The organism is Sideroxyarcus sp. TK5, assembly GCF_054601595.1.
On record NZ_BAAHSJ010000008.1, the window covers coordinates 40,723 to 64,958 of the forward strand.

The following is a 24,236-nucleotide window of genomic DNA, read 5'->3' on the forward strand; positions in this document are numbered from 1 at the left end:
AGCGCGCCGCCCTGATGTCGGAATTCGATCTCATCCGGCAGTATTTCACGCGCCCCACCCCGAACACGATCCTGGGTGTGGGCGACGATGCGGCGCTGTTGGCCGTCAGCCCGGGCATGGAGCTGGCAGTGTCCACCGACATGCTGGTCGGCGGCACGCATTTCTATCTCGATACCGATCCCCGGCAGCTGGGCCACAAGACGCTGGCGGTGAACCTGTCCGACCTTGCGGCGATGGGTGCGCAGCCGCGCTGGGCGACGCTGTCGCTGTCGTTGCCGCAGGCGCACGACGACTGGCTGCAGGCATTCAGCGAGGGGTTCTTTGCGCTGGCCAACGCGCACGGCGTCGAATTGGTGGGCGGCGACACCACGCGCGGACCACTCAACCTGTGCGTGACCATCATGGGCGAAGTACCGCAGGGGCAGGCTCTGCGACGTTCCGGCGCGCAGGTCGGCGACGACATCTGGGTGTCGGGTGTGCTGGGCGAGGCCGCGCTGGGGTTGGCGCAGTTGCAGGATCGGGTGCAGCTACCGGAGAGCGAACGCCAGACTTGTCTCGCCGCCTTGCAGCAGCCGCAACCTCGTGTGGCACTGGGGCTGGCGCTACGCGATTTTGCGCACAGTGCCATCGACATATCGGACGGACTGCTGGCCGATCTGAAACACATCCTCGACAGTTCCGGGGTCGCCGCCGAACTCCGCTACGACCGCTTGCCAAAATGCCCTTTTCTCACTGCCTCAGGCGAGGAGATGGCCGTGCTGGCGCAGGATTGCGTGCTCTCCGGCGGCGACGACTACGAACTGTGTTTCACCGCACCACTTGCGCGGCGCGAACAGATCATGGCCTTGGCCGCCCCTTTGCACCTGCCGCTGACACGTGTCGGCAAGATCGTCTCCGGGCAGGGTTGCAAATTGCGCGCTGCAGATGGCAGTGTGATGAAGGTCGAAAAGGAGGGGTATGACCACTTCGCATGAGGTATTGAAGGTCAAGCCGAGCTGGCGCTTCCTGCTCAGCCATCCCGCGCACATGCTTTCATTCGGGCTGGGGCTGGGGCTGGTGCCGCGCTCGCCCGGCACCGCCGGCACCTTGCTCGCCTTCCCGTTCTTCTGGTATCTGTCGCCGCGCCTGTCCGATGCAATGTTCCTGTTCGTGCTGATCTGGATGTTCGCCATCGGCGTGTGGGTGTGCGACATCACCGGCAAGGCGCTGGGCGATGCCGATTACGGCGGTATCGTGTGGGACGAGGTGGTGGCCTTCCTGCTGGTGCTGTTCTTCACGCCGGACGGTCTGATCTGGCAGTTGCTGGCGTTCTCGCTGTTCCGTTTCTTCGATATCGTCAAACCGCAGCCCATCCGCCATTTCGACAGCCACTGGCATGGCGGTCTCGGTGTGATGTTCGACGACCTGCTGGCAGCGGGCTACGCGCTGTTCTGTCTGGCGATCATCAAAAGCATCCTGATATGAGGTGGTGGGGCGTTCTATTGTGTTGCCTGAGCTGGGCGGCACAAGCCGAGACGTTCGATGCGTATGTGATCGCCGTGATCGACGGCGACACCGTGCTGGCGCTGCACGGCCAGCAGAAGATCAAGCTACGTCTGGCGGATATTGACGCGCCCGAAAAAGCGCAGCCGTTTGGCCGTCAATCACGCGACTATCTGAAGTCCCGCGTACACAAAAAGGTGGTGCAGGTGGAGCGTCGCGCCACCGACCAGTACGGGCGCAGCATCGCCACGCTCACACTTGACGGGATCAATCTGAATCAGGAACAAGTGCGTCAGGGCATGGCCTGGGAATATTCCTTCCATCACACAGACAAGGTGTTCATCGCATTGCAACACGAAGCGCAGCAGGCAAAGCGTGGCTTGTGGGCGCAAACCAGTCCGCAGGAACCTTGGGAGTGGCGCAAGCAACATCCTGCCTACTACCGGCAGCATGCGACAGCGCAGCCCCCGGCGGTCTTCGAGCCCTATGATCTGGCCTGCGGCAAGAAGCGACGCTGTGCGCAGATGCGTGCCTGTGACGAAGCGCACTTCTACCTGACACGTTGCGGCGAGACATCACTGGATGCGGACGGTGACGGCATCCCGTGTCCGAAGTTGTGTGTGGAGCAGCCATGAAACCACTGTCCGCCATCGCCCAGCGCCGCCTCGCGCGCATCCAGCAGCTCACCGCCATCGAATATCCGGCCGACCTGCCGGTGGTGGCGCGGCGCGAGGAACTGGCGCAGGCCATCGAAAAACATCAGGTCATCATCGTGTGCGGCGAGACCGGCTCCGGCAAGACCACGCAGTTGCCCAAGTTATGTTTGAGCATCGGGCGCGGTGTGCAGGGCGTCATCGGCCACACGCAACCCAGAAGAGTGGCGGCACGTTCTGTGGCGGCGCGCATCGCGCAGGAACTGAAGAGCGAACTCGGCGGACTGGTCGGTTACAAGGTGCGCTTCAACGATCAGGTATCACCGGATTCCGCAATCAAGCTGATGACCGACGGCATCCTGCTGGCCGAGATCCACAGCGACCCGCTGCTCAAACATTACGACACGCTGATCATCGATGAAGCGCATGAGCGTTCTCTGAACATCGACTTCCTGCTTGGTTACTTCAAGCAACTGTTGCCAAGACGGCCAGACCTCAAGCTCATTATCACCTCGGCCACGCTGGATGCTGAGCGTTTCTCCAGACATTTCTCGGGTGCGCCGGTGTTGCAGGTCTCCGGCCGCACCTACCCGGTCGAGATACGCTACCGTCCACCGCAGCAGGATGAAGAGGGCGAGATGCAGGATGTGCCGCAGGCGATCTGTTCCGCACTCGATGAACTTTCCATCGGCGGCCTGCGCGGCGACGTGCTGGTGTTCCTGCCCGGCGAGCGCGAGATACGCGAAGCGGCCGAGGCCTTGCGCAAGCACCAGCACAAAGGCATCGAGATCTTGCCGCTGTTCTCGCGCCTGTCCACGGCCGAGCAGGATCGCGTGTTCAAGGTCGGCAACCAGCGCCGCGTGGTGCTGGCCACCAACGTGGCAGAGACCTCGCTCACCGTGCCCAACATCGGCTACGTGATCGACACCGGCGTGGCGCGCATCAACCGTTACAGCATCCGCCAGAAGGTGGAGCAGTTGCATATCGAGAAGATCGCCCGCTCGGCCGCCAACCAGCGTGCCGGCCGATGCGGTCGTGTGATGAGCGGCATCTGCATCCGCCTGTATGACGAAGAAGAGTTCGCGCAACGACCCGAGTTCTCCGACCCGGAGATATTCCGCGTTTCATTGGCGACCGTGATCCTGCGCATGAGCGCGCTGGGGCTGGGCGATGTGGCGGAGTTCCCCTTCATCGAACCGCCCGGTTCGCGCGCCATCACCGACGGTTACCAGTTGTTGCATGAACTGAACGCCATCGACGAGCAACGGCAGTTGACCAAGCTCGGCCACGAACTGGCCAGACTGCCGCTCGATCCCAAGATCGCGCGCCTGCTGCTGGCGGGCAAGCAATACCAGTGTCTGACCGAGATCGTCATCATCGCCAGTGCCTTGTCGCTGCAGGACCCACGCGACCGGCCGGCGGAACGGCGCGAGGCGGCCGATGCGGCGCACCAGCGCTTCAACGACGAGCGCTCGGATTTCCTCGCCTATCTCAAGTTGTGGGACTGGTTCAAGAAGGGCGTGCAGCACAAGAAGAGCAACAAGTCTTGGGCGAACGAATGTCGCAGTCATTTCCTGTCGCCGCTGCGCCTGCGTGAATGGCACGAGCTGCACCAGCAACTGCATGCGCAGATGGCAGAGATGAACATGCGCTTCAACGAGCAGCCCGCCAGCTACGAGCAGATCCACAAGGCGCTGCTCACCGGCCTGATCGGAAACGTCGGCACGCGCGCGGTGAACGAGCCGCACTACCTGGGAGCGCGCGAGACGAAGTTCTTCATCGCGCCCAACTCGGTGCTGGCGAAGAAGGGTGCGAAGTGGGTGCTGGCGGCGGAGCTGATGGAGACCACGCGCCTGTATGCGCGCTGCGTGGCACGTATCGAACCGGAATGGCTGGAGGAGGTCGGCGCGCATCTGCTGAAGCGCAGCTACTTCGATCCACACTGGGAGAAAAAAGCTGCACAGGTGGCGGCGTGGGAACGCAGCACACTGTTCGGCCTGCTCATCAACCCCAAGAAGCGCGTGCACTACGGCCCGATGAACCCGGAAGAGTCGCGCGCCGTGTTCATCCGCACTGCGCTGGTGGAAGGCGAGTTCAACACGCAGGCGCCGTTCTTTGTGCACAACCAGAAGCTCATCGCCGACATCGAGGCGCTGGAACACAAATCTCGCCGCCCCGACGTGCTGGTGGACGACGAGCTCATCTATGCCTTCTATGATGCGCGGATCCCGGCCGGCATGCACAACGGGGCGGATTTCGAGAAGTGGCGCAAGGAAGCCGAGCGCGAGCATCCTAAATTGCTGTTCCTGAAAAAGGACGACCTGATGCGGCACGAGGCGGCCGGCATCACCACCGAGCAATTCCCGCCGCAGTTGCAGATGAACAACGTCAGCTACGCGCTGGCCTACAACTTCGCTCCGGGCAAGAACGACGACGGCGTCACGCTGACCGTGCCGCAGGCGCTCATCAATCAGGTGCAACCCGCGCGCTGCGAATGGCTGGTGCCGGGCATCCTGGCGGAGAAGGTGGCGCAACTGGTGAAATCCCTGCCGCAGCGATTGCGCCGCCATTGCGTGCCGGTACCGGAGTTCGCCGCCTCATTCTGCGCAGAGGTGAAGTCGTCCGACACGCCGCTGCTGCAGGCCATCGCCAGATACTTGCGGGAACAGAAGCAGGTCGATGTTCCGCTGGATGCCTTCCGGCTGGAGCAACTGCCGCCCCACCTGCTGATGAACTTCCGCGTGATCGACGAACACGGGAGGCAGTTGGGCATGGGGCGCAATTTCATGCAGCTGCGCGGTGAGTGGGCTCCCAAGACGGCGCAGATCGCCAGCGCGCCGGTGAAGCAGGCGCAGGCCGTGGTTGCTACCAGCAAGGAGCGCTACACGGCATGGACTTTCGGCGACTTCGCCGAGACCTCAAAAGTCCCCCGCGCCGGCCAACAGGTAACGGTGTTCAATGCATTACATGACGAAGGCGATGCGGTGACGCTGCAAGCCTTCGATACTGCAGACGAAGCGCAGGCTGTGCATCGCGCCGGTCTGCGCCGCCTGTTCATGCTGGCGCTTAAGGAGCAGGTGAAGTTCCTCGAGAAGAACCTGCCCGACCTGCAGAAGATGGCGATGTTGTTCCTGCCCTTCGGTAGCCAGCAGGAATTACAGCAACAGATACTCAGCGTCACCTTCGACCGCTGCTGCCTGAACGACCCGCTGCCGGACAGCGAAAAGTCATTCAATGCACGCTGCAAGGATGCCAAGTCGCGCCTCAATCTGGTCGGTCAGGAGATCGCGCGGCTGGTTGGCACGGTGCTGACCGAACATCAGGCAGTGCAAAAAGCATTGCCTGGCTTCAAGGCGCATGGTCAGGCCACGCAGGACATCCGCCAGCAACTCGACGGCTTGCTCGGCAAAGACTGGATCGCCCGCACGCCCTATGAGCGCATGCAACACATGCCGCGCTACCTGAAAGCCATCAACGTGCGGCTGGAAAAGCTGCGCAGCAACCCGCCACGCGACGCCACCAATCTCGCCCAGTTGTTGCCGCTGCAGCAGCAATGGCAGCGCCGCCTGCAGGCGCAGCAAGGCACGCGCGACGAGCGACTGGAAGACTTCGGCTGGATGATGCAGGAACTGCGCGTGTCGCTGTTCGCACAGGAGCTGAAGACGCCGGTGATCGTGTCGGCCAAGCGGCTGCAGAAGATACTCGAAAGTCTCTGATCGGTTTTACTCCCTCTCCAAACGGGGGAGGGGTGGGAGAAAGGGAAAACTGAAACGTAGCCGGAGACGAATATCTATATATTCTGCGTGCTTGTTCAGTGCGATGTTTTCCAGCAAGATTCGGCAACTTTACCCGGAAGCGAACAATGACCCCGCGCGAATTCATAGCGAAGTGGCAAGGCAGCACACTCAACGAACGACAGAGTTATCAGGCGCATTTCGCCGACTTGTGCGCGCTGGTTGGTGCCGAGACACCCACCCCAGCCAGTGCGGATAACTACTGTTACGAACGCGGTGTCAGCAAGACCGGCAGCAAGCATGGCTGGGCGGACGTGTGGAAGCGCGGCCACTTCGCCATCGAATACAAAGCGCCGGACCGCAATCTCGATGCCGCGCTCAAGCAACTGATGACTTACGCGCTGGCGCTGGACAATCCGCCGCTGCTGGTGGTGTGTGACACGCAGATCATCCAGATACACACCCACTTCACCAACGCGCCCAGCGAAGTGCACACCATCGCGCTGCAGGACATCAGCGAACCCGCCAACCTCGACAAGCTGCGCTGGCTGTTCACCGACCCCGACAAGTTCCACCCCAAGCGCACCATCTCGCAGATCACCGAAGAAGCGGCGGGCAAGTTCTCCGACCTCGCGCAATCTCTGAATGCGCGCGGTCATGCACCGCAGGCCGTGGCGCACTTCCTCAACCAATGCCTGTTCTGCCTGTTCGCCGAAGACGCTGGCCTGCTGCCCGGCAAGCTGTTCGAGCGCCTGCTCGACAAGAGCCAAACCGACCCGGCCAAACTCTCCAGCCGCTTCGAAGAACTGTTCCGCGCCATGCGTAAAGGTGGCGACTTCGCGCTGGAAGACATCGCATATTTCAACGGTGGACTGTTCGAGCAGGTCGAAGCGCTGCCGTTGGAAGCACAGGAGATACAGACCCTGATCGAAGCCTCGCGCCTCGACTGGAGCGGTATCGAGCCTTCCATCTTCGGCACGCTGTTCGAGCGCGGCCTTGACCCGAAGAAACGCAGCCAGCTCGGCGCGCATTACACCGACCAGCGCTCCATCCTGCGCATCATCGATCCCGTCATCGTCGAACCGCTCACGCAGGAATGGAATGCGGCTAAGGTGCAGATAGAAAAGCATCTCGCCAAAAGCAAGAAGCACAACGACAAAGCAGAGCGCGAAGCGCAGGCTGTTTTCTACACCTATCTGGAACGGCTCAAGAACTTCAAGGTGCTCGACCCTGCCTGCGGCAGCGGCAACTTTCTCTACCTCGCCCTGCGCGCGCTGAAAGACCTGGAACACAAAGCCAACCTCGAAGCCGAACAACTCGGCCTGCATCGTCAGGTCAGCATCGAAGTCTCGCCCGCCAACATCCATGGCATCGAACTCAACGTGTATGCCGCCGAACTTGCGCGCGTCACCGTGTGGATCGGCGAGATACAGTGGATGCTCAAGAACGGCTACCCCATCCGCCGCGATCCCATCCTGCAACCTCTCAACCATATCGAGAACCGCGACGCGCTGATGGAGATGGCGATGCCGCTGGATGCGCCGCCTTCGCCGGATGCTGTGATCGAAGCCGGTTGGCCTACTGTCGATGCCATCGTCGGCAACCCGCCCTTCCTGGGTGGTTCAAAGATGCGCGGCGAACTGGGCAATCAATACACCGACAGCCTACGCAAGCTCTACGAAGGCCGTGTGCCGGGTGGGGCAGACCTTGTCACCTACTGGTTCGAGAAAGCGCGGGCGCAAATCGAAGCCGGCAAGTGCCAGCGAGCTGGATTGGTCACAACAAATTCGATACGAGGTGGTGCGAATCGCAAGGTGTTGGATAGGGTCCTGGAAACGGCACAGATATTCGATGCTTGGGGCGACGAAGAATGGATCAATGAAGGAGCAGCGGTGCGAGTCTCGCTCGTGTGCTTTGAAAACAAGAAATCAAGGTATTGTTTGCGTTTGAATGGACGGGATGTAAACATCATTCACGCTGATTTGACAGGTGTAATCGAATGGACTGTAAACAGCTCCGTTAATAGTCCTTTTAGAGAGTTTGTCGGTAACTACAACGATTTAACTCGGGCTAAATCACTACAGGAAAATATGGGTGTCTGCTTCATGGGAGCTTCGAAGAAAGCCCCATTTGATATTGACGGCGAGCTTGCGCGGCAATGGCTAAGGTTGCCAAACCCGAACGGCAAACCGAACAGCGAGGTCGTGCGGCCGCTGTGCAACGCAATGAATATAACTCGTCGGCCATCGGATACATGGATCGTGGATTTCGGTACGAAAATGAGCGAGCAAGACGCTGCGTTGTTTGAAGCGCCATTTGCTTATGTAGTTGAGCACGTCAAACCGGTTAGTGAAAATAATCGAGATCGAGTGGTAGCACGTAACTGGTGGCGACACGCACGGCCACGAGTGGAGATGCGTACCGCTCTTGAGCCACTTAAGCGTTTTATTGCTACCCCTGCAGTTTCTAAACATCGACTTTTCGTATTTTTGGATTCAGCTGTATTGCCAGATCAGGCAACTTTAGCCATCGCTCGTGCTGACGAAGTGACATTCGGTGTCCTTCATTCTCGGATGCATGAACTGTGGGCATTGCGTATGTGTACTTGGATGGGAGTAGGGAACGATCCTCGCTATACCCCAACCACTACCTTTGAGACATTCCCATTTCCTGAAGGCTTGACACCCAATCTCGCTCCATCCGATTACGCAAATGCCGCTGTTGCCGACATCGTCCTCGCTGTACAGAAGCTGAACGAACTCCGTAACAACTGGCTCAACCCGCCCGAATGGAAAGACTGGGTGTGCACACCCGAGGAAGAGAAAGCCGGTTTCCCCGCGCGCCCCGTCGCCAAGCCCGGCCACGAGGCCGACCTCAAGAAACGCACCCTCACCAACCTCTACAACGCCCGCCCCGCCTGGCTGGACAACGCGCACAAGACGCTGGACGCCGCAGTCGCCAAGGCCTACGGCTGGAACGACTACACGGCGGAGATGGCTGATGAGGAGATTTTGCGGCGGTTGCTGGCGTTGAATCTGCAGCGTTAGGTGCCGCATGTCAGTAAAGCAGAGCATTGCGAGGTTTATCAAGAAAGCTATTTGGTTTTTTCCTGCTAGACGTTTTCGAAAGAATACGGCTAAAGCGATTGCTCATATCGAGGAAATCCTCCCGGTTATTGAAAGGCAGTGGTATCAGGCCAATGAACTTGAACTTGCGAAATACTTAACGCTTTACAACTCGATGTCATTTCTACTATTACTTCACTATGATTTGGCGGTGTTGGCATATGACCATGCAGCCGAAGCGGATGAGCGGAAGCAAAATTTATATGCACGTCAGCTTTGCTTACTTATGCACGAAGCGCTGGACGATATACCAAAGGTGTTTGGTGGCTCATTTCGTAATGTGGCAGCTTCTTTGCCTAATGGCGATGATTACCTTCAGAGGATTTCTGAAGTGTTGAAAATATTGAGCTGCATTCGGAAAGAAAATCACACTCAGATTGCTGAGATTAGGAATTTCGTTGCAGCTCATCGAGATCATGATTCACTGAGGCAACTTGAAATCATGCGAAAGATTGACAGCCTATGGCTTATGGCAGTCTCGGGGCAATTTATTGAGTTTTTAGGAAAGATGGCGAATGCAATTACGCCACTATTGCTGGAAATGGGTAAGCCAGCAGTTATCATAAAACACATTGCCAACAGAGGTTGATTGTCAGAGCGCCGGTTGTTTTCAGGTTTTCTATACGGCGCAATGCGCTTCGCATATTGACGCCCTACAAGGGCCACCTTACGCGGATTGAGATTAAGACATAATCCGGCCTGTTTTTGTCCTGATGAAATGCGGAGACTTTCACCACTCCAATAATTGATGAGGTGGTGTGATGTTGATGATGAACGAGTGGTTCTACAGGGCGCTGGAACTGCTGACTTACAACCCGGTATTGCAGTTGCTGGTTGCGGGTGTTTTGCTGATTTATTTTGTTAGGGCAGTGCGCTGGTGGTAGGGCGCATTAAGCGCGTAATGCGCCGGATGTTTTCAGCCATACGGCGCAATGCGCTTCGCTTATTGACGCCCTACAGTGGAGGCGTTCCATTTGGAGGGGTTATGGAATCTGCGATACAGCAAGCATTGGACGGTATCGAATCCGATCATAACGTCCGCATCCTTTACGCCTGCGAATCCGGCAGTCGCGGCTGGGGCTTCGCTTCGGCGGATAGCGATTGGGATGTGCGCTTCATCTACTGCCATCCGCGCGACTGGTATCTGTCGGTGGAGGAGGGACGCGATGTGATCGAGTTGCCCATCGATGATCTGCTGGATGTGAACGGCTGGGATTTGCGCAAGGCGCTGCGTTTGATGAAGAAGTCGAACCCGGTGCTGCTGGAGTGGCTGTCTTCGCCCATTGTGTATCGGGAGGATGAGGCATCTGTTTCCGCGTTGCGCGCACTGGCTCGCGATTTCTACCAGCCGACAGCCTGCCTGCATCACTATCTGCACATGGCGAAGGGCAACTTCCGCGAATATCTGCAAGGTGAGACGGTGTGGCTGAAGAAGTATTTTTATGTGCTGCGACCGGTGCTGGCTTGTTTGTGGATCGAGCGCGGCCTGGGAGTGGTGCCTATGGTGTTCGATGAGCTGGTCGAAGGTGTGGTGGATGAAGCTGAGTTGAAGGCTGCCATTGCGCATTTGATCGAACTGAAAAGGTCGGCAGCAGAACTTGAAAACGGGCCGCGCATGCCTGCCGTCCACGAATTTCTGGTGCGGGAGATCGCACGGCTGGAGTCAGTGGCCTCAGCGATGCCGAAACGGCCTGTTTCTGCAGACTTGCTCGATGAGATGAATCGTTGTTTCAGGCGTGTGCTGATGGATACGATGGACGCAGGCGATATCGAGTTCGATCCGCCAAGGTCGCGTGATCTGGCGCGTCCGGCTTATTTTTGAAATATTGCGGGGCTGCCTAGCCTCTCACACCGGCCCTCTCCTGTAGCAAGAGCGGGGCGTGCTTTCCCTTGTGCTGCAAGTATAGTCAGAGTGATGTTCGTAGTGCTGAACGGGTAGAATGTGCGCCGGGTAACGGTGCTGGAAAGTCTGAAGATGTCGAACAAGAAAGTGGATGTGTTGCTGGTCGGGGCGGGGGTGATGAGCGCAACGCTGGGCAAGTTGCTGGCGCAGCTCGATCCTTCGCTCAAGATCATGATGGTGGAGCGCTTGTCCAAGGTGGCGAACGAGAGTTCGCACGGACTGAACAACGCGGGCACCGGGCACGCCGGCTATTGCGAGCTGAACTACACGCCGCAGCAGGCGGACGGCAGCGTCAGCATCAGGCGCGCGCTGGAGATCAATGCGGCATACGAGGTGTCGTTGCAGTTCTGGTCTTATCTGGTCGACCAGGGTTTGTTGCCGACGCCGGAGAAGTTCATCAATCCCGTGTATCACCAGAGTTTCGTGCGCGGCAAGGCGGATGTCGAATTCCTGCGCAAGCGCTATGCAGCGCTGCACACGCACCACTTGTTCGAGGAGATGGAGTTCAGCGACGATCCGGCGGTGCTGCGCGAGTGGATGCCGCTGGTGATGCAGGGGCGCGACGACAAGGAGCCGGTGGCGGCGACGCAGGTGAAGCATGGAACCGATGTGGATTTCGGCTTCCTCACGCGCAAGCTGGTGAAGGCGCTGCTCAAGCTGCCCAACTTCGAGCTGAAGCTGAACAACACCATCACCGGTCTCAAGCAGCAAGACGACGGGCGCTGGCATGTGCGCGTGAAGGATACGCACGACGACAAGACGCGCACCATCGAGGCGGGTTTCGTGTTCCTTGGCGCGGGCGGCGGCGCGCTACCGCTGTTGCAGAAATCCGGCATCCCCGAGGCCAGGGGCTACGGCGGTTTCCCGGTCAGCGGCCAGTGGCTGATCTGCCACGATCCGAAGATCGTGCGCCAGCATACGACCAAGGTGTACGGCAAGGCGGCGGTGGGCGCGCCGCCGATGTCGGTGCCGCATCTGGATGCGCGCATCCTGGGCGGTGAATCGGTGTTGCTGTTCGGGCCGTTCGCCAGCATCACCACCAAGTTCCTCAAGGAAGGTTCGATCTTTGACCTGTTCGGTTCGCTCAAGTCGGGCAACTTCAAACCCATGCTGTCGGTGGCGCGCGACAACCTGCCGCTGATGCGCTACCTGATCGGCGAGGCGATGAAGTCGCACAAAGACCGTGTCGGAGCGCTACGCGATTTCTTCGGTAATGCGCGCGAGAACGGCTGGGAGCTGGCCTCGGCCGGGCAGCGCGTGCAGATCATCAAGGATTGCGACAAGAAGGGCGGCAGGCTGGAGTTCGGCACCGAGATCGTGACGGCCAAGGACGGCACGCTGGCCACCTTGTTGGGGGCTTCGCCCGGTGCCTCGACCTCGGTGCAGGCCATGATCGAAGTGATCGAGCGTTGTTTCAAAGCGCGCATGAAGAGCGCAGAATGGCAATGCAAGATGCGCGAGATGATCCCGTCCTATGGTGTTTCGCTGGATGACGATGTGCCGCTGCTGCATGCAGTGCGCAAGCGCACGCTGGAGACTTTGCGGCTGGAGCGCATGGGTTAGTACGGCGGGGGCGGGACGCCCCCGGTGAGGTGCCTGAATAGCGAGGTCAGTATGGATGAGCAGATACGCGAAGCCGCATTGAAATACCATCGCCAGTCTCCGGCGGGCAAGATCACCGTGCAAGCCAGCAAGCCCTTGCATACGGCGCGCGATCTGGCGCTGGCCTATTCGCCCGGTGTGGCGGCGGCCTGCGAAGAGATCGTGCGCGACCCCGCAGAAGTACGCAACCTCACCGCACGCGGCAATCTGGTCGCCGTCATCAGCAACGGCACGGCGGTGCTGGGGTTGGGCAACATCGGCCCGCTGGCATCCAAGCCGGTGATGGAAGGCAAGGGAGTGCTGTTCAAGAAGTTCGCCGGTATCGATGTGTTCGACATCGAGATCGCCGAGAACGACCCGGACAAGCTGGTCGACATCATCGCCGCGCTGGAACCCACCTTCGGCGGCATCAATCTGGAAGACATCAAGGCGCCCGAGTGTTTCTACATCGAGCGCAAGTTGCGCGAGCGCATGCACATCCCGGTATTCCACGACGACCAGCACGGCACGGCCATCATCGTCGGCGCAGCGCTGCTGAACGGCCTGGCGGTGGTGGGCAAGAAGATCGAGGAGGTGAAGCTGGTGGCGAGCGGCGCGGGTGCGGCGGCGCTGGCCTGTCTGGACATGCTGGTCAGCCTGGGCGTGAAGATGGAGAACATCATCGTCACCGATATCAAGGGCGTGGTGTATCAGGGGCGCATCGAGGAGATGGACGACAACAAGGCACGTTATGCGCGCGACATCCCGCAGCGCAAACTGGCCGAAGTCATCGCCGGGGCGGATGTGTTCCTCGGGCTGTCGGCGGGGGGTGTGCTCAAGCCGGAGATGGTCAAACAGATGGCGGACAAGCCGCTGATCTTCGCGCTGGCGAACCCGCGCCCTGAGATATTGCCTGAGCAAGCGCTTGAGGCAAGGCCTGACGCCATCCTGGCGACCGGACGTTCCGACTATCCGAACCAGGTCAACAACGTGCTGTGCTTCCCTTACATCTTTCGCGGTGCGCTGGATGTGGGTGCGACGGCCATCAACGAGGCGATGAAACTCGCCGCCGTGCATGCCATCGCCGAACTGGCACGGGCCGAGCAGTCGGACGAGGTGGCGGCGGTGTACGGCGACGAGAGTCTGAGTTTCGGCGAGCACTACCTGATCCCCAAGCCGTTCGATCCGCGCCTGATCTACAAGGTAGCACCGGCGGTGGCACAGGCCGCGATGGAAAGCGGCGTGGCGACGCGCCCCATCGCGGATATGCGCGCCTATATCGAACATCTGTCGGGGTTCGTCTATCACTCGACCCTGTTGATGAAGCCGGTGTTCGATCTGGCGAAGAAGACCAGGCATCGCCTGGCATATGCCGAAGGCGAGGACGAGCGCGTGCTGCATGCGGTGCAGACCGTGGTGGACGAGGGGCTGGCACAGCCGATACTGGTCGGCAGGCCGGACGTGATCGCCGCGCGCATCGAGCGGCTGGGGTTGCGCATCCGCGCCGGACAGGATTTCGAGCTGGTCGATCCGAACGACGATCCGCGCTACCGCGAATACTGGACGGAATACCACCGTCTGCGCGCGCGCGACGGTGTGACGCCCGAGGTCGCCAAGCGCGAGATGCACCGGCGCAGCACGCTGATCGCCGCCATGCTGGTGCATATGGGGGCGGCGGATGCCATGCTGTGCGGCACGGTGGACCAGCCGCTCTACCATCTGCGTTTCATCGACGAGGTGATCGGCCATCGCCCCGGCAGCAGCGTGTATGGCGCGATGAACATCCTGCTGTTGCCCAAGCACACGCTGTTCATCTGCGATACGCACGTGAACCTGGATCCGACCGCCGAGCAACTGGCGGAGTTGACCATGCTGGCGGCGGAAGAGGTGAGTTACTTCGGACTGACGCCCAGGGTGGCGCTGCTTTCGCATTCCAATTTCGGCAGCCACGACGATGCCTCGGCGCGCAAGATGGCGCACACGCGCACCTTGCTGGCGAAGTTGGCACCGGAACTGGAGGTGGAGGGCGAGATGCACGGCGATACGGCCCTGTCGGAAAAGATACGCGCGCAGCTGTTCCCCGAGGCGAAACTGAAGGGACAGGCCAATCTGCTGGTGATGCCCAATCTGGATGCGGCCAATATCGCCTACAATCTGCTCAAGATGACTGCGGGCGACGGCATCACCATCGGCAGCATCTTGTTGGGTGCTGACAAATCCGCACATATCCTCACGGCGACTGCGACCACGCGCCGTATCGTGAACATGAGTGCGCTGGCTGTCGCCGGCGTGAAAACCAGGAGTGAATGATGGACAAACAGGAAGTTGAACTGCTGAGCAAAGAGGTCGAATTGTTGATGGCCGAACGTACCCGTCTGTTGCGCGTGGTGGGCGCGGCGGCGGTGCTGGTGGCGAATGCGGATGCGATGCGCTTGCAGCCGCAGGCGGTAGATGCTGCCGAAGTGCTATCCGAGATGCTCAACGCGCTTCCCGAGGAGACTTTGCAGGACGCACTGGAATCCGTTAAGGCGCATTCGGCGGCTTGAATCCATGCAAAAGGAGACGATCGGGCTGATCCTCACCGGCGGCGGCGCTCGCGCGGCCTACCAGGTCGGCGTGCTGAAGGCCGTTGCCGAATTCCTGCCATACCGGGCGCGGGTGCCCTTCAAAGTGATCAGCGGCACTTCGGCGGGCGCGCTCAACGCCATCACGCTGGCGGTGAACGCGCGCCATTTCCGCAAGGGGGTGCGCTACCTGCTGAACATCTGGAACAATGCCCAGGTGACCGACATCTACCGCGCGGATGTGCTCGGGGTTCTGAACAACAGTCTGCGCTGGGTGTTCGGTCTGTTGCTGAGCGTGCTGGGCAGCAACTGGCTCAATCGCGTGTCGTTGCTGGACAACAGCCCGCTGCGCACTTTCCTGGAGCGGGCTTTGCCGTGCGATCTTATCCAGCGGCATATCGACGACGGGCTGGTGCATGCGGTGAGTGTCACCGCTTCGGGCTATGGTTCCGGCCATTCGGTGACGTTCTATCAGGGGGCACCGGATATCGAGCCGTGGAAGCGTACCCGGCGTGTCGGAGTGCCGACCCAGCTCGATATCCAGCACCTGATGGCGTCTTCCGCCATCCCTTTCATGTTCCCGGCCGTGCATGTGAACCGTGAGTTCTTCGGCGACGGTTCGATGCGCCAGATCGCACCGATCAGTTCCGCGCTGCATCTGGGGGCCGAGCGTGTGCTGGTGGTAGGTGTCGGCCACAGCGCGATCACGGATGACGAGAAGCGTCCCAAGATCGAGCACTATCCCGCGCTGGCGGAGATCGCCGGCCATGCACTGGACAGCATCTTCATCGACGGGCTGGAGGTCGATCTGGAGCGCCTGCAACGTATCAACAGGACCCTGGACGCTGTTCCCGAAGAGTTGCATCACACCCTCGACCTGCGCCATGTGGAAGCGCTGGTGATCTCGCCCAGCCAGCCGCTGGAAAAGATCGCCGAGCGCTACATCCATAACCTGCCCTGGACCATCCGCTTGCTGCTGCGTCTGGCAGGCGTGATGCGTGGCAGCGGCGCGAATCTGGTCAGCTATCTGCTGTTCGACAAGCATTACTGCCGTGCGCTGATCGAACTGGGCTACCAAGATGCGCTCAAGCGCCGCGAGGAGATCATCGCGTTCCTGCAGCAAGGCGGTGAACCGCCCTGTCATGATCTGGCGCAATGATCAACGCCGCGCCACATTCCCACAAGTCGCTGACCTTCACTTTGCTGCGCTTGCTGGCGGACGGGGAATTCCATTCCGGCGAGGACATGGCGGGGCGGTTGGGGATGTCTCGTGCCAGCGTGCACAACGCGTTGCAGGATGTGGCGCAATACGGTGTCTTGCTGCATAGCGTACGCGGGCGCGGCTATCGTCTGGCCCATCCGCTGTGCTGGCTGGACAAGGAGCGGATACTGGCCGAAGCCGGGGATGCGCGTAGCGTCCTGGATATCGAGATCCTCGAACACGCGACCTCAAGCAATGCCTTGTTGCTGCAAGCTGCGGCGCAAGGCGCAGCCAGCGGCCGCGTGCTGGCGGTGGAATGGCAGAGCGCCGGACGCGGACGACTGGGGCGCACCTGGCATGCCGGACTGGGCGAGGCGCTCACCTTCTCGTTGCTATGGCGTTTCGAATGCGGGTTGGCGGCGCTGTCGGGGCTGAGTCTGGCGGTGGGTGTCGCCATGATGCGCGGCTTGCGCGAACTGGGCGTCAGGGACGCGGGCCTGAAGTGGCCGAACGATGTGATGCTGCCGTCGGGCAAACTGGCCGGTATCCTGCTGGAAGCGCAGGGCGATATGCTGGGTCCCAGCACGGTGGTGATCGGCATCGGATTGAATCTGGTGGCACCAGCGGATGCAGACAGGATCGGGCAGGCGGTGGGGGATCTGTCGGCATGCGGGGTGCCTCCAGGCCAGCGCAACCGGGTTTTCGCCATTTTGCTCAAGCATCTGGTGTCCGTGCTGCGCGAGTTCTCCGCGCACGGTTTCACTGCGTTGCACAAGGAATGGGAAAGTGCACATATGCATGCCGACCGGCCGGTCGAGATGCTGATGCCGGATGGGAAACGCATCCAGGGTATCGCGCTGGGCGTGACGGATGAAGGGGCATTGCGCGTGCGAACGGCGGAGGGCGTGCGTGAATTCCATTCCGGCGAAGTCAGTCTGAGGGGGAGATAGGATGCTGTTGCTGGATGTCGGGAACAGTCGCTGCAAATGGACGCTGGTGCAGAACGGTGCCTGGCTGCGCCAGGGCGTGCTGGAGAATCGCGACCTGGCACGGCTACCGGAGCTGGTGGGGGGGCTACCGGCGGGTTCCCGCATACTGGTGTCCAATGTGGCGGGCGAGGCGGCCGGGGCCAGCTTGCGAGAATATCTTGCGGCATTGCAGGGTGAACTGACGTTCATCCTGGCCGAGGCGGAGCGCTGCGGTGTGCGCAACGGTTATCGCGAACCGCAAAGACTCGGCAGTGATCGATGGGCAGCGCTGATCGCGGCGCGTCATCGCGCCCCCGGTGCCTGGCTGGTCGTCAATTGCGGGACGGCGACCACGGTCGATGCGCTCTCGGCGCAAGGCGAGTTCCTGGGGGGGCTGATATTGCCAGGATTGTCGCTGATGCTGGACAGTCTGAGCGCCAACACGGCGCTGCTGACCGCCCAAGAGGGTGACTTGCAGGACTTTCCCCGTGACACCGCAGCCGCCATGTCGAGCGGCGCGGTGCGGGCGACGCAGGGCGCGATCCTGCATCAGTTCGGATTGCTGCAACAACGCGAGGGCAGTGTGCGCTGTCTGATCAGCGGCGGTGCGGCGGGCAAGGTGATGCAGGGACCGTCCATACCGTGCGAGCATGACGAATACATGGTGTTGCGCGGATTGCAGATTTTGGGAGAAGAGGGAGCATGAACAAGAAATGGGTATGGGGGTTGCTGCTGGCCAATGTGCTGTTGTTTGCATGGATGCGTTGGGGAGAGGTGCTGACCGTCGATCCTGATGTGTTGGCAGCGCAGCCGCCGTTGCACGCGGACAAGGTCGTGCTGCTGAAAGAGACGAGCCCGGTGAACGTGGAATCCTCACCTGCGGCCACATTGCCAGAGTCTGCGGTGGTGTCGGCGGTGGAAGTGGTCGAGGCTGTTCCCGCGCCCGCCCCGCGTCTGAGTGATGAGTTGGCCAACCCGCCACAGATCGAACAATGCCTGTTCTGGGGCGAGTTCTCCGGCAGCGGCCTCGCAGACGCCCGTCAGCGACTGACCGCGCTGAACCTCGGCGCACGGCTGCAGACGCGCAGCGTGGAGCACGCGAGCGGATACTGGGTGTATATGTCGCCGCTGAAGAACCAGGCCGAGGTACAGAAGAAGATCGGACAGCTGAAGAAACTCGGTGTGAACGATTATTTCGTCGTGCAGGAAGCGGGGGAATGGCAGCGCGCCATCTCGCTGGGCGTGTTCCGCACCGAGCGCGCAGCGGAGAACTATCTGGCCAGCCTGCGCAAGCAGGGCGTGCGCACCGCCAAGGTTGGGGAGCGCAAGAGTACGCTCAGGTTCACCCAGTTCGTGATCTCGGAGGCGGAAGCGGAGATCGAGTCGAAAGTGCGCGGTTTTCTGAAAGATTTCCCGGACAGCGAGCTGAAAATGTCAGACTGCAATTGACAGGGCGCGACTAAATCAGCAAAATGCCGCCCTCTTTTTGGCAACGTAACATTTTTACTGCCGAAGAAAACTTGACGGTGATATAGCTCAGCTGGTTAGAGCACAGCACTCATAATGCTGGGGTCGGTGGTTCAAGTCCACCTATCACCACCACATATAATAAAGATAAGCCCCGCCAGTCGGGGCTTTTTCTTCGCCCATTCCAATGGCAGCAATGGTTTTATCGGTATTGCTGTTGTCTCATGTGTGTTCAATTTATCTCAATAAATGTCACAAAATCTCACGCTAATGTGAGTAACGATGTGAGTAATTCTTGCTAAATTTCAATGGTGTGAGTAATATGAATTTTTCATTACTCACAAGGAGTTAATGATGGGAAAGCTAACAGATAAGGCTGTGCAATCTGCACAACCTAGAGAAAAACAATACGGAATTTCTGACGGCGATAGCCTTTCGCTGATAGTCCGCCCCACTGGGGCCAAGCTTTGGTGGTTCAGATATAGGTTTGCAGGCAAGGCTAAAACCTTATCAATAGGGGTGTATCCAGTTGTTTCATTGAGAGAGGCGAGGGATAAGGTATTTGAGGCCAAAAAGAAATTAGCCAATAACATCGACCCTTCCGCTGAGAAGTTAGCAATTCGCGCCTCATTAGTTGAGCAAAAAGAGGAGCAAGTACAAGACGAAGCTAGCCGGTTCGAGGCTGTAGCTCGCGACTGGTTTGAGAAGCACAGTAAAAGCCTAAAGTGGGAAGAAAATCATGCCAGCAAAATCCTCGGACGACTGGAAAATGACATTTGCCCTTGGCTTGGGAAGCGACCAATAGCAGAAATTACTGCACAAGAGCTTTTGAGTGTAATCCGAAAGATTGAGTTTCGTGGAGCCTTAGAGACCGCGCATAGGGCGCTTTCTGAGTGCGGCAGGGTGTTCAGATATGCCGTAGCCTCTGGGTTGGCTGAAAGGGACCCTTCCGGCGATTTAAAGGGGGCTTTGCCACCCTACCGCAAGGATAAGCACTTCGCGGCCGTTACAGACCTCAAGGATGTGGGAGCATTGCTTCGCGACATAGAGGGTTATAGCGGCACTCATGTTGTTCGGGCTGCATTTGCCCTTTCCCCGCGAGTATTCCTAAGACCTGGCGAGCTTCGGAAGCTGGAATGGGAGTGGATTGATTTTGATGAGGCGATGATTACGATTCCACCGACTGCTCACAAGACAGGCAAAAGGACGCAAGCCCCTCATATGGTTCCATTAAGTCAGCAGGCGATTCAAATACTGAAAGAAATTCAGCCTCTCACGGGGAGCAATAAACTCGTTTTCCCAAGTGAGCGGGATAAAAATCGCCCAATGTCTGATAACGCAGTGCGTTCGGCAATGAGACGCTTAGGTTGGACGGGTGACGAGATGACGCCGCATGGCTTTCGTGCGCTGGCAAGCACGATATTAGACAATTTGGGATATAAGCAGGAATGGATCGAGCGTCAGTTAGCGCATGATGAAGCCAATAAAATTAAAGCCGCTTACAAGCGTGACTTGCATTTGATGTATATGCCTGATCGCAAAAAGATGATGCAGGAATGGTCAGATTATTTAGATAAATTACGCGACGGTGCACAGATCCTCCAGTTGAGGAAATAGTCGATTGCGGAGAATTTTGCTAATGCAACCCGTTATTCCTCTTTCAGTTTTGAATTGACACGAATCAATTGAGCCGTATCAGTTGAGCAAACGGAATCATTGCTGTGCAATTTTATGAGCGGTGATATGTTTTTTCTCTTTCGCAACTTGGGCACAGAATTTTCATCCCGACATATACAAACCACCCACTCTGAAAATCCTACGTTGCAAACACGATAATTTTTTCCGTAAGAAACCCTGAGCTTGAAATTTCTTCCGGTGATAGACCGTGCTTTGTATTCAAAATGATTCGGCAACTGCTCCTTATGCTGAAGCTTTTTTGCAAATACCCTTGTCTGAGAAAGACTCAAACTTCGAGTTGAAATTGCAGTGTAGGCACGGAGAGAAACTTGTTTAGGGTGTTCAATATAAGTTGGTACCCAAAGCGAATGAGGCCTTGATTTTGTATTCGGCGCATTTTCCCTGATGCGCTTTTCAAACTTAGAAATATCCAGCTTAACTTTCTCCCACCAATCGCCATCGCGTGCGACGTAGAAAAATCTCTTGTTGCGGCTGGAATGATTTCCAGAAGCGGTGCGAGTAAGAATTAAATTTTCTAGTACGGACTTAAGCCATTTTTCTCTTGCGACACGAAGGTCGTTAAGCAGCCTGTTCACTCGTCTTTTTTGCGATGCAGGTTCATGCATCTCATCTGCTGAATTCGATGAATTGTCTGTTTTTATCGGCATTTATATAAATTCTATTAAGTAAATTTACTTTTATGCATCAAATGGATAGGCGCATATTTGATGCGTATGAAACTTTAACGCAAAGACACCATAAGTTGCTACTGGCAAAACTGTAAATGATGACCGTATTGCGAGTGCGTTGAAAAACACTTCCGTGGTACGGGCTGGAATGGCTCATGCATTCCGTTTGAGTACTGAAAGAATTCACATGAATCAAATATTACGCCCTAAGCAATTATCAAAAAAGCTATCTGTATCACCGGCGACATTATGGCGTTTGCAACATGCAAATGATTTTCCGAAGAAGGTGCAGCTTTCAGCCCGTGCAGTTGGCTGGTTGCAATCCGACATTGATGCGTGGCTCGAAAGGAAGGTAACAAAAAGTCAGAATTCCAGTAGCGAGGTTACGAAATGAATATCTACTTTAATGGTGTAACTCTGAAAGTTACGAAACATGAATTAATGGCTGGCGAAGGGCTAAATAATCAAAATTCGCTTGGAAAGTTGATTGGAAATCGTTTTGCTGACGCGGTACGTGATGCAAAAAACTTCACTTTAATAACTGTGACAAATTTAATTGCATGGATGCAATCAAACCACACCAGTCTAATTAAAGGAGAAATCAATGAGTGACTCCTTAACCGCAATATTTCCGATTGATAGAAGAAAAGGAGAGGCGCTGGAAAGAGAAAATTTCCCGGCACGGTATCTTGTTCAAATGGATAACCATGGTGAACTAGGTAATCCATTTTCAAGGTGGCAATCTGTACGCTCACCGCTAACGAATGAATCATTTCGGGTGCGCACAATTCATAAAATTCTTAACGGACAGCGTAGCGAAGTGCAAGGGTATGAGGTCGAGATTAATCCGCCAGCGTGCTTAATCGGAAACAACCTGTTGTTATCGAACAGTGTATATATGGCGGTCACAGGCACGTTTAAACTACTTCAGTATTGGTTGCTTACGCAAGGATGCACCCATAAAGAAATTAAATTGCTTTCGATTGAAGATGCAAGGATTAAGTCGGCCACGCTGACATACCTTGTCGAGTGCACTGGTGAAAACGATGCTCACTCTGCAAGGCGTGAGTTGGGTTTACATGCTGCTGCGATCAAAAACAAAAAGAACCGTTCAAAACCGCTTTTAAAAAATCTTGTGTTTAGTATCGGGACTAATGAAGAGGCAACCGTATATATGAAGCATCATGATTATTCTATTACGGCATATGTCAAAGACAATCCTGTTGGAGGCGCATCATCATGCTTCGCCAGCAGGGATATTGAAAGTTCCTTACGCAATGAAGCACGAAAATATTTACGTGTCGAAATCAAGTTTGGCGAGAGGTGGCTGGAAGATAATGATCGGGATACTGCTGACTCATGGAGGGTTGTTGATGGTTTCAATCCTTATGATCTCGGCATCGCTACGATCCGGGAGTATCTCAGGCTTGATGAAAACTTGCGCGTTAGAAAGCCAAAACGTGAACATCTGAGCTGTTTGTCTAGGGATGATAAGAAAGTCCTAAGATGGCACTTGAATGGTAACGATGCCAAGGAGCATGAGTTATTGCGAGGATGCAATGCTGCCAAATTCTATCCGATGAGAATTCGGATTTTGCGAAAATTGCGAATCGATCTTGGTATTCCATGGTGCGTACAAAATTCAGAATTACGACCAAAGCTTAATCAGTTATTTGCGATTGAGGGTAAATATAAGCCGCCACGCGAACTTGCGGAGCACGTGTACGGCCCGTCTAGCGTAAAGGTGGCAATTGGCAAGTTGAAGGAGTTAATTGGCAAGAGGCAGGAGGCTCCTGAGGGCGATTAGATTGCTCATATAATAGGGACTGCATGGGGAATCGTCACTCATGCAGTCAAAATGCTCTAGCTTCTGATAATTTGTATGCTCAATTTGCGTACCAATTTACGCTGGAGAATTCTATTCTCCAGACGGCGTTATCTCGATTGCTGTCATAAGTACAGGTGTACGCTGATTGCCATTATCCCGGTCAAACAATCTCCCTTTTACCGAAACTAGCTTGCCACTCAACGCCGCATACTGATCACTTGTTTTTCCATCCAGTACAAGCTGCATCAGCTTAACGCTATCGCCCTTAACGGTTATTGATTTTGCCAATTGAATCGCTCGGAACATTACCTTGCCCCCATCTGGTGTTTCTCCCGGCGCAGCAACCAAACGTCCATGAAGCACGACAATTTCTGACTCTGCGTACTCTGGATAAGAAATATTTACAGGATTCGGAACAGAGGTTGTTTGAGCTACAGCTACTGGTGCATTGCTATCCCCCATAGTGCTTGCCCCGCTCAATTTCGCGGTCAGCAACCTGCGCTGTTTGAACATCTCCTCGGCATCGTTCTGCTCTATGCCACACAATTTATTAGGCAACTGCCCAATACTCACATACTTGAGTTCTTGCGACACTTGGTATTTGAATTCATATACAGGACTGCCTTGATTGTATAGTTTTTCAAAATCCTGCCAGTCCATGTAAACCAAATCAAAGCATTGATCTTTTGGCTTGCCTTTGATCAGCTCAACAAGCACGCCTAAACGCCCCAGAAAGTCATCCAAATTATTTGATGCAATGTTTATCTCAGCCCCTTTGTGATAGTCAACCGCTTTATCGCCAGAAAGCGCCACAGAGGAAGAAGCATTTTTAGGTTTGCCGAAAACCGCACCAATGATTACAAGAGCCACTATCGCTATCGCAATCCATTTCCACTGAAAACCTTTACCGCTTTCAGAAGATACCGGAGAGGCAGCGCCATTCAAGGCATTCCTGAACGACCTAATTATTTTCTGGTTTGGGCTACTGAATAGCGCATAAATATTGTCGTAGTTGGCTGTTGCTTTAACATTTATTTTTGTTCTGTTGTCTGCCAGCCTAAAGAGCGTAATGCTAACTTCACCCCAGGCAGGAAACCTTTTATATTCAGCCTGCATCGTGGAAGTCAATTCCTGCGCCTTGATATTCTTAAATCCACCGGCCTCCAATGCTCCAGTACAACGCTTCAGCAACGCCTCCACATTTTCAGCAATCTCGAAATCTTCCTCAGTTGATTTTCTAATAGCCATATCACTCCCTAATTAAATTATTACTGATTAGTCCACATTCGGCTTCAGCACAATTGCCGAAGCCACCCAAGCGCTATCATTCGTATAGATTCTGGAGCTGGTCATTTTTGCAGAGC

21 protein-coding genes and 1 tRNA gene are annotated in these 24,236 nt (G+C 56.7%); 20 read left to right on the top strand and 2 right to left on the bottom strand.

Annotated features, from left to right (window positions below):
- The first annotated feature begins 14 nt into the window (after positions 1–14).
- The 17 genes from thiL to ACYPYQ_RS12395 all read left to right on the top strand — a co-directional run bounded on the left by thiL (position 15) and on the right by ACYPYQ_RS12395 (position 20,295).
- Complete coding sequence (gene thiL, locus ACYPYQ_RS12315) at positions 15–974, top strand: thiamine-phosphate kinase (RefSeq protein ID WP_459724155.1); 960 nt, start codon at positions 15–17, stop codon at positions 972–974.
- The gene (locus tag ACYPYQ_RS12320; protein ID WP_459724156.1) at positions 958–1,464 is read left to right on the top strand and encodes a phosphatidylglycerophosphatase A family protein; all 507 of its coding nucleotides are present in this window, start codon (positions 958–960) and stop codon (positions 1,462–1,464) included. Before thiL ends, ACYPYQ_RS12320 begins: the two co-directional genes overlap by 17 nt.
- Entirely contained in the window at positions 1,461–2,117 is a 657-nt protein-coding gene (locus tag ACYPYQ_RS12325; RefSeq protein ID WP_459724157.1) for a thermonuclease family protein, read from the top strand. The genes ACYPYQ_RS12320 and ACYPYQ_RS12325 overlap by 4 nt, the downstream gene beginning before the upstream one ends.
- Entirely contained in the window at positions 2,114–5,851 is a 3,738-nt protein-coding gene (hrpA, locus tag ACYPYQ_RS12330) for an ATP-dependent RNA helicase HrpA (RefSeq protein WP_459724158.1), read from the top strand. Before ACYPYQ_RS12325 ends, hrpA begins: the two co-directional genes overlap by 4 nt.
- Positions 5,852–5,997: 146 nt before the next feature.
- A complete protein-coding gene (locus ACYPYQ_RS12335; protein WP_459724159.1) occupies positions 5,998–8,916 on the top strand; it encodes a class I SAM-dependent DNA methyltransferase in 2,919 nt (972 codons plus the stop codon).
- A gap of 7 nt (positions 8,917–8,923) precedes the next feature.
- On the top strand, positions 8,924–9,583 hold the full coding sequence (locus ACYPYQ_RS12340) for a hypothetical protein (protein ID WP_459724160.1): 660 nt from the start codon (positions 8,924–8,926) through the stop codon (positions 9,581–9,583).
- Positions 9,584–9,755: 172 nt separating this feature from the next.
- Complete coding sequence (locus ACYPYQ_RS12345; protein WP_459724161.1) at positions 9,756–9,878, top strand: hypothetical protein; 123 nt, start codon at positions 9,756–9,758, stop codon at positions 9,876–9,878.
- Positions 9,879–9,979: 101 nt separating this feature from the next.
- Positions 9,980–10,816 carry a nucleotidyltransferase domain-containing protein gene (locus ACYPYQ_RS12350; RefSeq protein ID WP_459724162.1) on the top strand — a complete coding sequence of 279 codons (837 nt, stop codon included), beginning with the start codon at positions 9,980–9,982 and terminating at the stop codon, positions 10,814–10,816.
- 153 nt (positions 10,817–10,969) lie between these two features.
- Positions 10,970–12,460, top strand: a complete 1,491-nt coding sequence (gene mqo, locus ACYPYQ_RS12355) for a malate dehydrogenase (quinone) (RefSeq protein ID WP_459724163.1) — start codon at positions 10,970–10,972, stop codon at positions 12,458–12,460.
- 51 nt (positions 12,461–12,511) lie between these two features.
- A complete protein-coding gene (locus ACYPYQ_RS12360; protein WP_459724164.1) occupies positions 12,512–14,788 on the top strand; it encodes an NADP-dependent malic enzyme in 2,277 nt (758 codons plus the stop codon).
- Positions 14,788–15,024, top strand: a complete 237-nt coding sequence (locus tag ACYPYQ_RS12365) for a hypothetical protein (RefSeq protein WP_459724165.1) — start codon at positions 14,788–14,790, stop codon at positions 15,022–15,024. The genes ACYPYQ_RS12360 and ACYPYQ_RS12365 overlap by 1 nt, the downstream gene beginning before the upstream one ends.
- Positions 15,025–15,028: 4 nt before the next feature.
- A complete protein-coding gene (locus ACYPYQ_RS12370; RefSeq protein WP_459724166.1) occupies positions 15,029–16,201 on the top strand; it encodes a patatin-like phospholipase family protein in 1,173 nt (390 codons plus the stop codon).
- Positions 16,198–17,193, top strand: a complete 996-nt coding sequence (locus tag ACYPYQ_RS12375; protein ID WP_459724168.1) for a biotin--[acetyl-CoA-carboxylase] ligase — start codon at positions 16,198–16,200, stop codon at positions 17,191–17,193. Before ACYPYQ_RS12370 ends, ACYPYQ_RS12375 begins: the two co-directional genes overlap by 4 nt.
- A gap of 1 nt (position 17,194) precedes the next feature.
- The gene (locus ACYPYQ_RS12380) at positions 17,195–17,917 is read left to right on the top strand and encodes a type III pantothenate kinase (RefSeq protein ID WP_459724169.1); all 723 of its coding nucleotides are present in this window, start codon (positions 17,195–17,197) and stop codon (positions 17,915–17,917) included.
- Positions 17,914–18,660, top strand: a complete 747-nt coding sequence (locus ACYPYQ_RS12385) for an SPOR domain-containing protein (protein ID WP_459724171.1) — start codon at positions 17,914–17,916, stop codon at positions 18,658–18,660. Before ACYPYQ_RS12380 ends, ACYPYQ_RS12385 begins: the two co-directional genes overlap by 4 nt.
- A 76-nt stretch (positions 18,661–18,736) precedes the next feature.
- Positions 18,737–18,813 (top strand) — tRNA-Met (locus ACYPYQ_RS12390).
- Between the two features lie 219 nt (positions 18,814–19,032).
- Positions 19,033–20,295: a tyrosine-type recombinase/integrase gene (locus ACYPYQ_RS12395; RefSeq protein ID WP_459724172.1), complete on the top strand. Its 1,263-nt coding sequence runs from the start codon at positions 19,033–19,035 to the stop codon at positions 20,293–20,295.
- Between the two features lie 32 nt (positions 20,296–20,327).
- Here the strand turns inward: ACYPYQ_RS12395 and ACYPYQ_RS12400 are convergent, their stop codons facing one another.
- Complete coding sequence (locus tag ACYPYQ_RS12400; RefSeq protein WP_459724173.1) at positions 20,328–21,023, bottom strand: hypothetical protein; 696 nt, start codon at positions 21,021–21,023, stop codon at positions 20,328–20,330.
- A gap of 208 nt (positions 21,024–21,231) precedes the next feature.
- Between ACYPYQ_RS12400 and ACYPYQ_RS12405 the strand changes: the two genes are divergently transcribed.
- Genes ACYPYQ_RS12405 through ACYPYQ_RS12415 form a run of 3 tightly spaced genes read left to right on the top strand, consistent with a single transcriptional unit; the run spans position 21,232 to position 22,851 of the window.
- The gene (locus ACYPYQ_RS12405; RefSeq protein WP_459724174.1) at positions 21,232–21,438 is read left to right on the top strand and encodes a helix-turn-helix transcriptional regulator; all 207 of its coding nucleotides are present in this window, start codon (positions 21,232–21,234) and stop codon (positions 21,436–21,438) included.
- Positions 21,435–21,656: a hypothetical protein gene (locus tag ACYPYQ_RS12410; RefSeq protein WP_459724175.1), complete on the top strand. Its 222-nt coding sequence runs from the start codon at positions 21,435–21,437 to the stop codon at positions 21,654–21,656. The genes ACYPYQ_RS12405 and ACYPYQ_RS12410 overlap by 4 nt, the downstream gene beginning before the upstream one ends.
- On the top strand, positions 21,649–22,851 hold the full coding sequence (locus ACYPYQ_RS12415) for a phage/plasmid replication domain-containing protein (protein ID WP_459724177.1): 1,203 nt from the start codon (positions 21,649–21,651) through the stop codon (positions 22,849–22,851). The genes ACYPYQ_RS12410 and ACYPYQ_RS12415 overlap by 8 nt, the downstream gene beginning before the upstream one ends.
- A 111-nt stretch (positions 22,852–22,962) precedes the next feature.
- Here the strand turns inward: ACYPYQ_RS12415 and ACYPYQ_RS12420 are convergent, their stop codons facing one another.
- Entirely contained in the window at positions 22,963–24,120 is a 1,158-nt protein-coding gene (locus tag ACYPYQ_RS12420) for a DUF4431 domain-containing protein (protein ID WP_459724178.1), read from the bottom strand.
- Between the last annotated feature and the right edge of the window lie 116 nt (positions 24,121–24,236).

Bases quoted from the DNA above. Each gene is read 5' to 3' on its own strand.
- thiL (WP_459724155.1), top strand. From the start codon at position 15: ATGTCGGAATTCGATCTCATCCGGCAGTATTTCACGCGCCCCACCCCG.
- ACYPYQ_RS12320 (WP_459724156.1), top strand. From the start codon at position 958: ATGACCACTTCGCATGAGGTATTGAAGGTCAAGCCGAGCTGGCGCTTC.
- ACYPYQ_RS12325 (WP_459724157.1), top strand. From the start codon at position 1,461: ATGAGGTGGTGGGGCGTTCTATTGTGTTGCCTGAGCTGGGCGGCACAA.
- hrpA (WP_459724158.1), top strand. From the start codon at position 2,114: ATGAAACCACTGTCCGCCATCGCCCAGCGCCGCCTCGCGCGCATCCAG.
- ACYPYQ_RS12335 (WP_459724159.1), top strand. From the start codon at position 5,998: ATGACCCCGCGCGAATTCATAGCGAAGTGGCAAGGCAGCACACTCAAC.
- ACYPYQ_RS12340 (WP_459724160.1), top strand. From the start codon at position 8,924: ATGTCAGTAAAGCAGAGCATTGCGAGGTTTATCAAGAAAGCTATTTGG.
- ACYPYQ_RS12345 (WP_459724161.1), top strand. From the start codon at position 9,756: ATGTTGATGATGAACGAGTGGTTCTACAGGGCGCTGGAACTGCTGACT.
- ACYPYQ_RS12350 (WP_459724162.1), top strand. From the start codon at position 9,980: ATGGAATCTGCGATACAGCAAGCATTGGACGGTATCGAATCCGATCAT.
- mqo (WP_459724163.1), top strand. From the start codon at position 10,970: ATGTCGAACAAGAAAGTGGATGTGTTGCTGGTCGGGGCGGGGGTGATG.
- ACYPYQ_RS12360 (WP_459724164.1), top strand. From the start codon at position 12,512: ATGGATGAGCAGATACGCGAAGCCGCATTGAAATACCATCGCCAGTCT.
- ACYPYQ_RS12365 (WP_459724165.1), top strand. From the start codon at position 14,788: ATGGACAAACAGGAAGTTGAACTGCTGAGCAAAGAGGTCGAATTGTTG.
- ACYPYQ_RS12370 (WP_459724166.1), top strand. From the start codon at position 15,029: ATGCAAAAGGAGACGATCGGGCTGATCCTCACCGGCGGCGGCGCTCGC.
- ACYPYQ_RS12375 (WP_459724168.1), top strand. From the start codon at position 16,198: ATGATCAACGCCGCGCCACATTCCCACAAGTCGCTGACCTTCACTTTG.
- ACYPYQ_RS12380 (WP_459724169.1), top strand. From the start codon at position 17,195: ATGCTGTTGCTGGATGTCGGGAACAGTCGCTGCAAATGGACGCTGGTG.
- ACYPYQ_RS12385 (WP_459724171.1), top strand. From the start codon at position 17,914: ATGAACAAGAAATGGGTATGGGGGTTGCTGCTGGCCAATGTGCTGTTG.
- ACYPYQ_RS12395 (WP_459724172.1), top strand. From the start codon at position 19,033: ATGGGAAAGCTAACAGATAAGGCTGTGCAATCTGCACAACCTAGAGAA.
- ACYPYQ_RS12400 (WP_459724173.1), bottom strand. From the start codon at position 21,023: ATGCCGATAAAAACAGACAATTCATCGAATTCAGCAGATGAGATGCAT.
- ACYPYQ_RS12405 (WP_459724174.1), top strand. From the start codon at position 21,232: ATGAATCAAATATTACGCCCTAAGCAATTATCAAAAAAGCTATCTGTA.
- ACYPYQ_RS12410 (WP_459724175.1), top strand. From the start codon at position 21,435: ATGAATATCTACTTTAATGGTGTAACTCTGAAAGTTACGAAACATGAA.
- ACYPYQ_RS12415 (WP_459724177.1), top strand. From the start codon at position 21,649: ATGAGTGACTCCTTAACCGCAATATTTCCGATTGATAGAAGAAAAGGA.
- ACYPYQ_RS12420 (WP_459724178.1), bottom strand. From the start codon at position 24,120: ATGGCTATTAGAAAATCAACTGAGGAAGATTTCGAGATTGCTGAAAAT.